Raw genomic sequence first — 6163 nt, 5'->3', positions numbered from 1 at the left:
GCCGCGTACTTTTCGTCCTCCCATACGGTGCGGGCGAGTTGAGCCGTGCGGCGCAGCGCGTCGTACGCGTAACCCTGCGCAGGGCTTCGATGAAGGCGGTGAAGGTGGGGGTGGGGAAGGTGAGGGTGGCTCGGGCGGGGGTCTTTGAGTCGCGGACGGCTATGTGAGTCGGGGAGTTTGCGATCTCCACACAGTTGTTCCCGTCGTCCGGGCCCGAGTAGGACGACTTCCGCCAGTTGCCCATGGCATGCCTCACAACTCTTTCGCCAGCCTGTTGATGAAGTCACGCGACCGTTCCGGGGCGAGTGACACCGCTTCCACCTTACGGAAGCGCGTTCGAAAGGCGCCGAGCTGTGCTTCGGAGTCGATGAAAGCCGAGCCATGGGGTACGTCGCGCACCACCGTGTCCAGTTTCGGAACTTGGCCGCCCGCGTACGTCATGGCGCTCGCGGCTCTGGCGAAGCCGTCCAGGTCGAACGGGATGACACGCACGGTGATGGTGTCCGATCGGGAGAGTTCGAGGAGCTTGGCGAGTTGGGTTCGGGAGGCTGCGCGGTCACTGACCCTGATCCGCAGGGCCGACTCGTGGATCACCAACTCGTACGGAATGTTGGTCTGCTGACGTCTCATCCGGTGACGGACACGCAACTCAAGCTCGTCGTGAGTGAGTTCGGGCACCCTGGCGGAGAAGACCGCGCGGGCGTAGTCCTCCGTCTGCAGCAGACCCGGTACGTACAGGATCGCCACCTCCTGCAGAAACGTGGCGTGGTGGTCCAGTTCGGCAAGGTCCAGGAACGACGTGGGCAGCAGGCCCCGGTACTCCTCCCACCAGCCGCGCGTACGGTCGGTGGCCATCGCGACCAGGGCGTCAATGAACTCCTTGTCCGTACAGGCGTAGTGGGAAGCGAGACGGCGTACCCGTTCCTCACTCACGCCGACGAGTCCAGATTCGATGTGGCTCATCTGAACGCGGTTCGCTCCGAGCAACGCTGCCGCCTCGACGGCGGTGAGCCCCGCCGCCTCGCGGAGCCTGCGCAGTTCAATCCCCAGGCGCATGTGTCGTGCGGTTGGTTCGCGCCTCTGGACCATGAATTGCTCCTCGCGACCGAGCTGGTCGGCAACGCCGTACTGCACGCGAAGGGGCCCGCCGCCCTGCGCGTGGGCTGGGCGGCGGGGGTGCTGCGGCTCGGGGCCTGGGACGCCGACCCCGAACCGCCGGAGCCGCCGCGGGCGTTGGAGGAGCTCAGTGACTCGGAAGACGGCCGCGGCCTCGCACTGGTCCGGGCCTGCGCCGACCAGTGGGGCTGGCAACCGCTGCCCCGGAACGGCAAGCGGGGGAAGCTCGTGTGGTGCGAGCTTGGCGCCGCCTGAGGCGACCACCGGGGTCTTCGAGCTTGGGCAGTACGCCCCCAGCCCTCCCGACGGGAACCTCCCCGGGAAAGTGTGACACTTCAGCGCCCAGTGTCACACTTTCCCGGGCCGCACCCCCTCCTGGCGCCGAGAATCCTCGCGCACCGCCGCCCAGACACCCACCCCGCGAGCCAGTCCGACACCGTTCATCACAATCCGGTCTCAAGGTCTTGTTAACTCGCATGTAATCGATTCCAATCCTCCATGTAATCGATTCCACGAGGAGGTGGAACGGCGATGGCGAGCATCAAGGACGTCGCCGCCGGGGCCGGGGTTTCCGTGGCCACGGTGTCGCGGGTGCTGAATGACCATCCGTCGGTCAGTGACGACGCACGCACGCGTGTGCTGGCCGCCGTAGAGGCGCTGGGCTACCGCCCGAACGCCGTCGCCCGTTCGCTGCGCACCGATCAGACCCGCACCCTCGGCCTGGTCATCAGCGACGTGCTCAACCCGTACTTCACCGAGCTGGCCCGCTCCGTCGAGGAGGAGGCCCGCGCGCTCGGTTACAGCGTCATCATCGGCAACGCCGACGAGCGGCCCGAGCTGCAGGACCACCACGTACGGACCCTGCTGGACCGTCGTATCGACGGGCTCCTCCTCTCCCCCACCGACGGCGGCTCCGCCGGGATGCTGGACGCCGCGCGCGCGGGGACCCCGATGGTGTTCGTGGACCGGTGGATCCCGGGCATGGACGTGCCCGTCGTGCGGGCCGACGGACGGGCCGCCATCCGGGATCTCGTCGCGCATCTGCACGGGCTCGGGCATCGCAGGCTCGCCATCATCGCCGGGCCCGCTGCCACCACCACCGGCAGTGAGCGCGTCGCGGCCTTCCGGGACGCGCTCGCCGAGTACGGGATGCCGCTCCCGGACGCCTACATCGGGCAGGGCGACTTCCAGGCCGAGAGCGGGCGGCGGGTCACCGAGGGCTTCCTCGATCTGCCCGAGCCGCCCGAGGTCGTGTTCGCCGCCGACAACCTGATGGCCCTGGGTGCCCTGGACGCCGTACGCGCGCGTGGGCTGCGGGTTCCCGAGGACCTCGCGCTGGCCGCGTTCGACGACATCCGGTGGTTCGTGCACACCGATCCGCCGATCACCGCGATCGCCCAGCCCACCGGCGACCTGGGGCGGGCCGCGGTGCGCGCCCTGGTCGACCAGATCGAGGGGCGGGCCCCGCAGTCCGTCACCCTCCCCGCCCGGCTCGTCGTGCGCCGCTCGTGCGGTGAGCGCGGCGACTCCAACCCCTCGCAACCCCCTGTTCGAAGGAGCCAGTCGTGAGCGACCAGGACGAGTTGCTGCGCATCGAGGGCATCCGCAAGACCTTCCCCGGTGTCGTCGCGCTGGACGGCGTCGACTTCGATCTGCGCCGGGGTGAGGTCCATGTGCTGCTCGGTGAGAACGGTGCGGGCAAGAGCACCCTCATCAAGATGCTCTCCGGCGCCTACCGCCCCGACGGCGGCCGCATCCTGGCCGGCGGCGAGGAGGTGCGCATCCACAGTGCGCAGGACTCCGCGCACCTCGGGATCGCCACCATCTACCAGGAGTTCAACCTCGTTCCCGATCTGACGGTCGCGGAGAATATTTTTCTGGGACGGCAGCCGCGTCGCCTCGGGATGATCGACCGGAAGCGGATGGAGGCCGATGCCGCCGTTCTGCTGAAGCGGGTCGGCGTGAACGTGTCTCCACGCGCGCGTGTCCGTGAACTCGGTATCGCGCGGCTTCAGATGGTCGAGATCGCCAAGGCGCTCAGTCTCGACGCGCGCGTGCTGATCATGGACGAGCCGACCGCCGTGCTCACCTCGGAAGAGGTCGAGAAGCTGTTCTCCATCGTGCGCCAACTGCGCTCGGACGGCGTCGGGATCGTGTTCATCACCCATCATCTTGAGGAGATCGCCGCCATCGGTGACCGCGTCACCGTCATTCGGGACGGCCGGTCCGTTGGGCAGGTGCCTGCCTCCACCCCTGAAGACGAGCTCGTACGGCTCATGGTCGGGCGGTCCATCGAGCAGCAGTATCCGCGTGAACGGGCCGACGCCGGCGCCGCGTTGCTCACCGTCGAGGGGCTCACCCGGGACGGGGTCTTCCACGACATCAGTTTCGAGGTGCGGGCCGGTGAGGTCGTCGGTATCGCCGGGCTCGTCGGAGCCGGTCGTACCGAGGTCGTACGGGCTGTCTTCGGGGCCGACCCGTACGACAAGGGGGCCGTCACGGTCTCCGGTGACCTGGTCCCCAGGCACGACGTCAACGCGGCGATGACCGCGGGCATCGGGCTGGTGCCCGAGGACCGCAAGGGCCAGGGGCTCGTGCTCGACCAGTCCGTGGAGGAGAACCTCGGGCTCGTCACCATGCGCGCCGCCACCCACGGCGGGCTCGTCGACCTCAAGGGGCAGCGCGAGGCCGCCGCGCGGATCGCGAAGCAGCTGGGCGTACGGATGGCCGGACTCGGCCAGCAGGTACGGACGTTGTCCGGCGGCAACCAGCAGAAGGTCGTCATCGGCAAGTGGCTCCTCGCCGACACCAAGGTGCTGATCCTCGACGAGCCGACGCGCGGCATCGACGTCGGCGCCAAGGTCGAGATCTATCAGCTGATCAATGAGCTGACAGCCGCCGGCGCCGCCGTCCTCATGATCTCCAGCGATCTGCCCGAAGTTCTCGGCATGAGTGACCGGGTGCTGGTCATGGCCCAGGGGCGCATCGCGGGCGAACTGTCCGCCGACCAGGCCACCCAGGACTCCGTGATGGCACTCGCCGTCAGCACACCCAGCACACCAACCCAAGCAACTACCGCTGTGGAGGGCCACCGTGGCCACTGACACGCTGAAGAGCACGCCGGGCGCGAGTGGCGCCTCGGGGATCCGCCGACTGCTCCTGGACAACGGGGCGTTGACCGCGCTCATCGTCCTGGTCATCGCCATGTCGGCGCTGTCCGGCGACTTCCTGACCACCGACAACCTCCTCAACGTCGGTGTCCAGGCGGCCGTGACCGCCATCCTCGCCTTCGGCGTCACCTTCGTGATCGTCTCGGCGGGCATCGACCTGTCGGTCGGTTCGGTGGCGGCCCTGTCGGCCACCGTGCTGGCCTGGAGCGCCACGCAGCACGGCGTCCCGGTCGTCCTCGCCGTAATCCTCGCGATCGCCACCGGCATCGCGGCCGGCCTCGTCAACGGCTTCCTCATCGCCTACGGCAAACTGCCGCCGTTCATCGCGACGTTGGCGATGCTCTCGGTGGCGCGCGGTCTGTCCCTGGTGATCTCACAGGGCTCCCCGATCGCCTTCCCCGACTCGGTCTCGCACCTCGGCGACACCCTCGGCGGCTGGCTGCCGGTGCCGGTGCTCGTGATGATCGCGATGGGGCTCATCGCCGCCTTCATCCTCGGCCGGACCTACATCGGCCGCTCCATGTACGCGATCGGCGGCAACGAGGAGGCCGCGCGCCTCTCGGGGTTGCGCGTGTCCAAGCAGAAGCTCGCGATCTACGCCCTGTCCGGCGTCTTCGCCGCCGCCGCGGGCATCGTCCTCGCCTCCCGGCTCTCCTCCGCGCAGCCGCAGGCCGCCGACGGCTACGAGCTGGACGCGATCGCGGCGGTCGTCATCGGCGGCGCCTCCCTCGCGGGCGGCACCGGCAAGGCGTCCGGCACGCTCATCGGCGCGCTGATCCTCGCGGTGCTGCGCAACGGCCTCAACCTCCTTTCCGTGTCCGCCTTTTGGCAGCAGGTCGTCATCGGTGTCGTCATCGCGCTGGCGGTGCTGCTCGACACCGTGCGGCGCAATGCGGGCGCAACTCCCGTCGCCGGTGCGGGCGGTGGCGGCAAGGGCAAGCAGGCGACGACGTACGCACTCGCGGCCGTCGTGACCGTGGCGATCGTCGGCGCGACCTCGTTCCTGCACAACGACTCCTCTACGTCCGCGAAGCCCAAGCTCGGTCTGTCGCTCTCCACGCTCAACAACCCGTTCTTCGTGCAGATCCGGGCCGGTGCCCAGGCCGAGGCGAAGAAGCTGGGCCTGGACCTGACGGTCACGGACGCGCAGAACGACGCGTCCCAGCAGGCCAACCAGCTGCAGAACTTCACCAGTTCCAACTACGGCGCGATCATCGTCAACCCGGTGGACTCGGACGCGGCGAGCAACTCCGTGAAGGCCGCCGACAAGGCGAAGATCCCGGTGATCGCCGTCGACCGTGGCGTCAACAAGGCGGCCGTGGACACCCTCGTCGCCTCCGACAACATCGCGGGCGGTGAACTCGCCGCCAAGACCATCGCCGAGAAGCTGGGCGGCACCGGCAAGATCGTCATCCTCCAGGGCCAGGCGGGTACTTCGGCGGCGCGCGAGCGGGCGGAGGGCTTCGCCAAGGGGCTGAAGGCCTACCCCGGCATCCAGGTCCTGGCCCAGCAGCCGGCCGACTTCGACCGCACCAAGGGCCTCGACGTGATGTCGAACCTGCTCCAGGCCCACCCCGACGTCCAGGGCGTCATCGCCGCCAACGACGAGATGGCCCTCGGCGCGATCAAGGCGCTCGGTTCCAAGGCCGGCAAGTCGGTCTCGGTCGTCGGCTTCGACGGCACCCCCGACGGCCTGACCGCCGTCAAGCAGGGCACGCTGTACGCGTCCGTGGCGCAGCAGCCGAGCCAGCTCGGCAAGATTGCCGTGGACAACGCGCTGCGCGCGGCTCAGGGCAAGAAGGTGGAGACGACGGTCAAGGTGCCGGTGAAGGTGGTCACGAAGGAGAACGTGGCCGGGTTCACCGGCTGACAACGAC

At 68.8% G+C, this 6163-nt stretch carries 6 protein-coding genes; 4 read left to right on the top strand and 2 right to left on the bottom strand.

Annotation, left to right across the window (positions count from 1 at the left end; genetic code table 11):
* Both ACFWP5_RS15835 and ACFWP5_RS15830 read right to left on the bottom strand, forming a co-directional pair.
* Positions 1 to 244, bottom strand: a 244-nt coding sequence (locus ACFWP5_RS15835) for a DUF397 domain-containing protein (protein WP_384155659.1), incomplete at its 3' end; no start/stop codon positions are given.
* Between the two features lie 8 nt (positions 245 to 252).
* Complete coding sequence (locus ACFWP5_RS15830; protein WP_384155656.1) at positions 253 to 1089, bottom strand: helix-turn-helix domain-containing protein; 837 nt, start codon at positions 1087 to 1089, stop codon at positions 253 to 255.
* Here ACFWP5_RS15830 and ACFWP5_RS15825 point away from each other — a divergent pair.
* The 4 genes from ACFWP5_RS15825 (at position 1057) to ACFWP5_RS15810 (ending at position 6156) form a co-directional block, all read left to right on the top strand.
* Positions 1057 to 1371 carry an ATP-binding protein gene (locus ACFWP5_RS15825; protein WP_384155653.1) on the top strand — a complete coding sequence of 105 codons (315 nt, stop codon included), beginning with the start codon at positions 1057 to 1059 and terminating at the stop codon, positions 1369 to 1371. The genes ACFWP5_RS15830 and ACFWP5_RS15825 overlap by 33 nt on opposite strands.
* Positions 1372 to 1647: 276 nt before the next feature.
* On the top strand, positions 1648 to 2685 hold the full coding sequence (locus ACFWP5_RS15820; RefSeq protein ID WP_384155649.1) for a LacI family DNA-binding transcriptional regulator: 1038 nt from the start codon (positions 1648 to 1650) through the stop codon (positions 2683 to 2685).
* Positions 2682 to 4220 (top strand): sugar ABC transporter ATP-binding protein, encoded by a 1539-nt coding sequence (locus tag ACFWP5_RS15815; protein ID WP_384155646.1) that lies wholly within the window; start codon positions 2682 to 2684, stop codon positions 4218 to 4220. The genes ACFWP5_RS15820 and ACFWP5_RS15815 overlap by 4 nt, the downstream gene beginning before the upstream one ends.
* Positions 4210 to 6156, top strand: a complete 1947-nt coding sequence (locus tag ACFWP5_RS15810; RefSeq protein ID WP_384155643.1) for a substrate-binding domain-containing protein — start codon at positions 4210 to 4212, stop codon at positions 6154 to 6156. Before ACFWP5_RS15815 ends, ACFWP5_RS15810 begins: the two co-directional genes overlap by 11 nt.
* Positions 6157 to 6163: the final 7 nt, after the last annotated feature.

Source organism: Streptomyces sp. NPDC058469 (assembly GCF_042721125.1).
Lineage (GTDB): Bacteria > Actinomycetota > Actinomycetes > Streptomycetales > Streptomycetaceae > Streptomyces.
This window is presented reverse-complemented; position numbering and strand designations above follow the sequence as displayed.

Coding starts and splice junctions, on each gene's coding strand:
- ACFWP5_RS15830 (WP_384155656.1), bottom strand. CDS start 1,089: ATGGTCCAGAGGCGCGAACCAACCGCACGACACATGCGCCTGGGGATT.
- ACFWP5_RS15820 (WP_384155649.1), top strand. CDS start 1,648: ATGGCGAGCATCAAGGACGTCGCCGCCGGGGCCGGGGTTTCCGTGGCC.